The organism is Streptomyces chumphonensis (genome assembly GCF_014779715.1).
Taxonomy (GTDB): Bacteria; Actinomycetota; Actinomycetes; order Streptomycetales; family Streptomycetaceae; genus Streptomyces; species Streptomyces chumphonensis.
Map to the genome: position 1 here is coordinate 1 of NZ_JACXYU010000049.1, position 317 is coordinate 317.

At 65.0% G+C, this 317-nt stretch carries 1 protein-coding gene; it reads right to left on the reverse strand.

The genetic code is table 11. The features are described from left to right. Positions 1-317: roadblock/LC7 domain-containing protein (locus tag IF129_RS25995; protein WP_191212289.1), on the reverse strand; the 317-nt coding region annotated here is incomplete at both ends.

A 317-nucleotide genomic window follows, 5' to 3' on the forward strand; every position in this document is an offset into this window, starting at 1 on the left:
AGTTCGGAGCGGAGCTCCGGGGTCAGTACCGTACCGGCCCGATCGACCAGGAGTGCCATCTCGTACCCCACCAGACCGATGTCCGCGTCGGGATGCGCCAGCACCGCCAACGACGAACCGTCCGAGATCGCCATGATGAAGAGGAAACCACGCTCCATCTCCACCACCGTCTGATTGACCGGCCCACCCTCGAAGATCCGCGACGCACCCTGCGTCAACGACGTCAGACCCGACGCCACCGCCGCCAACTGATCGGCACGATCCCGCGGAAACCCCTCCGACATCGCCAGAAGAAGACCATCCGCCGAGACCACGAC